This window comes from Pseudomonas sp. 05N434, assembly GCF_056396965.1.
Window position 1 is genome coordinate 1 of record NZ_JBFTMK010000563.1, and the last position, 3,272, is coordinate 3,272.

Consider the following 3,272-nt stretch of genomic DNA (forward strand, 5'->3'; position numbering starts at 1 on the left):
GTGGAATGGATACTCTGCAATGCGTCACCAGACATCCGCGCCCAACTCGAAAGCTTCCCGACGCTGCAACCGGCCCGCCGCGTGCGTGACACGGCGATTGCCGGCGTGGTCCTGCTGGACAGTCAGATCGACCATTGCACCGGCCTGTTGAGCCTGCGCGAAGGCTGCCCGCATTCGGTCTGGTGCACCGAGCGGGTGCATGAAGACCTGAGCAGCGGCTTCCCGTTGTTCACCATGCTCAAACACTGGAACGGTGGTTTGCAGTGGCAACCGATCGAACTGGACCGTGAGCCGTTCAGCATCGCAGCCTGCCAACACCTGCAATTTCGCGCCATTCCATTGGTCAGCAACGCACCGCCGTATTCCCCCAACCGTGGCAACCCGCAGCCGGGGGACACCATCGGCCTGTTCATCGAAGACCTGCGCAACGGAGCATCGGTGTTCTATGCGCCGGGTCTGGGGCAGGTCGACGCCGAGGTATTGAGCTGGATGCAGCGCGCCGATTGCCTGCTGCTGGACGGCACGCTGTGGCGCGACGATGAAATGCGCGTATGTGAAGTCGGCCAGAGCCTGGGCCGCGAAATGGGCCACCTGCCGCAAAGCGGTCCCGGCGGGATGCTCGAAGTGCTGGAGGGCTTCAATCGCCAGCGCAAGGTGCTGATCCACATCAACAACACCAACCCGATCCTCGACGAAGACTCGGCCGAGCGGGCGTTGCTGGAACGGCGGGGGATTGAAGTGGCTTATGACGGCATGAGTATTGAGCTGTAGCGGATGGCCTCATCGCAGAACCCAACGGTTATTCCCCGGAGAACCGCAATGACTGACACCCCCATGACCCCCACCGAATTCGAAGCGGCCCTGCGCGCCAAAGGCGCCTATTACCACATCCATCATCCATTCCACCAAGCGATGTACGCCGGGCGCGCCACCCGCGAGCAGATCCAGGGCTGGGTCGCCAATCGCTTCTACTATCAGGTGAACATTCCCCTGAAGGACGCGGCCATTCTCGCCAACTGTCCGGACCGCGACGTGCGGCGGGAATGGCTGCAACGGATTCTCGACCATGACGGTGTCCCCGGCAGCGAAGGCGGCATCGAAGCCTGGTTGCGTCTGGGCGAAGCGGTGGGGCTGGATCGCGAACAAATTCTCTCGCAAGAGTTGGTGCTGCCGGGTGTGCGATTTGCCGTGGACGCCTACGTCAATTTCGCCCGCCGTGCTTGCTGGCAGGAAGCGGCCAGCAGTTCGCTGACCGAGCTGTTCGCGCCGCAGATCCATCAGTCTCGGCTCGACGCCTGGCCCAGCCATTACCCATGGATCGACCCGGCCGGTTACGACTATTTCCGTACGCGCCTGAGCCAGGCCCGGCGCGATGTCGAGCATGGCTTGCGCATCACCCTGGCGCATTACGTCACGGTCGAGGGCCAGCAGCGCATGCTGGAGATTCTGCAGTTCAAGCTTGATGTGCTGTGGAGCATGCTCGACGCGATGAGCATGGCCTATGAGCTGGACCGCCCGCCGTATCACACGGTCACCGCCGAGCGGGTCTGGCACCGGGGGATCGCCCTGTGAACGCGATCGAGCAGCAACCCGGCCCACCGTTGTGGCTGTTGGCGGAGCTGACCTATCGCTGCCCGCTGCAATGCCCGTATTGCTCCAATCCCTTGGATTTCGCCCAACAGGGTGAGGAGTTGAGCACGGAAGAGTGGATCCGGGTGTTCCGCGAGGCCCGGGAGATGGGCGCCGCGCAACTGGGGTTTTCCGGTGGCGAGCCGTTGGTGCGCCAGGACCTGGCCGAGCTGATCAAGGCCGCGCGGGACATGGGTTACTACACCAACCTGATCACCTCGGGTATCGGCCTGACCGAGCAGAAGGTCCGCGACTTCAAGGTCGCCGGGCTGGACCACATCCAGATCAGCTTTCAGGCCGCCGACGAAGCGGTCAACAACATGCTCGCTGGATCACGCAAGGCCTTCGCCCAGAAACTGGCCATGGCCCGGGCGGTGAAAGCCCAGGGCTACCCGATGGTGCTGAACTTCGTCACCCATCGGCACAACATCGACCAGATCGCGCAGATCATCGAACTGTGCCTGGAGCTGGAGGCGGATTTCGTCGAGTTGGCGACCTGCCAGTTCTACGGCTGGGCCGAACTCAACCGCGTCGGCCTGTTGCCGACCCGCGAACAATTACAGCGCGCCGAGCGCATCACCAACGAGTATCGCCAGCGGCTTGAGGCCGAGGGCCACCCGTGCAAGCTGATTTTCGTCACCCCGGACTACTACGAAGAGCGCCCCAAGACCTGCATGAATGGCTGGGCCAACCTGTTTCTCGACATCACCCCGGACGGTACGGCGTTGCCTTGTCATAGCGCGCGTCAGCTGCCGGTGCAGTTCCCCAATGTGCGCGAGCACAGCGTCGAACACATCTGGAACGACTCCTTCGGTTTCAACCGGTTTCGTGGCGATGACTGGATGAAAGAGCCGTGCCGTTCCTGCGATGAAAAACATAAGGACCTGGGCGGCTGCCGCTGCCAGGCGTTCATGCTCACGGGGGACGCGAGCAACGCCGACCCGGTGTGCAGCAAGTCGCCGCACCACAGCGTCAYCCTCAAGGCCCGGGACGAAGCCGACGCGCCGGGGCAGGGCATGGAACACCTGACATTGCGCAATGAAAAGGCTTCGCGGCTGATCTATCGCGGATAAATTGCGAACGCGAAGCCCCCACCCCCGGTAGTTGCTACCCATTGGTCTGATTGCATTCGCAGCCGGATGCTTTAGTGTTGGCTTTACCTTTCAAAACAATAAAAACAGGCTTTCCAATGAGCCAGAATCTCAGTCAACTGCGTAAATTCGTTTCACCTGAAATCATCTTCGGTGCCGGCTGTCGGCATAACGTCGGCAATTACGCCAAGACCTTCGGCGCCCGCAAGGTGCTGGTGGTCAGCGACCCCGGTGTGATCGCCGCCGGTTGGGTCGCCGATGTCGAGGCCAGCCTGCAAGCCCAGGGCATCGATTACTTTGTGTACAGTGACGTTTCGCCCAACCCGCGGATCGAGGAAGTGATGCTCGGCGCCGAGCTGTACCGGGAGAATCACTGCGATGTGATCGTCGCGGTCGGCGGCGGCAGCCCGATGGACTGCGGCAAGGGCATCGGCATCGTCGTCGCCCACGGGCGCAACATCCTTGAATTCGAGGGCGTGGATACCCTGCGCATGCCCAGCCCGCCGCTGATCCTGATCCCGACCACCGCCGGCACGTCGGCCGATGTGTCGC

4 protein-coding genes are annotated in these 3,272 nt (G+C 62.4%); all 4 read left to right on the forward strand.

The genetic code is table 11. The annotated features are described in order from the left end of the window. Positions 1–771: pyrroloquinoline quinone biosynthesis protein PqqB (pqqB, locus tag AC1DLB_RS25840; RefSeq protein WP_477785895.1), on the forward strand; the 771-nt coding region annotated here is incomplete at its 5' end. Positions 772–819: 48 nt separating this feature from the next. Then, positions 820–1,572, forward strand: coding sequence for a pyrroloquinoline-quinone synthase PqqC (pqqC, locus tag AC1DLB_RS25845; RefSeq protein ID WP_018929700.1), 753 nt, complete (start codon positions 820–822; stop codon positions 1,570–1,572). Continuing rightward, positions 1,569–2,702: a pyrroloquinoline quinone biosynthesis protein PqqE gene (gene pqqE / locus AC1DLB_RS25850; RefSeq protein ID WP_477785896.1), complete on the forward strand. Its 1,134-nt coding sequence runs from the start codon at positions 1,569–1,571 to the stop codon at positions 2,700–2,702. The genes pqqC and pqqE overlap by 4 nt, the downstream gene beginning before the upstream one ends. 116 nt (positions 2,703–2,818) lie before the next feature. Next, a partial coding sequence (locus AC1DLB_RS25855) for an iron-containing alcohol dehydrogenase (protein ID WP_477785897.1) occupies positions 2,819–3,272 on the forward strand: 454 nt, incomplete at its 3' end.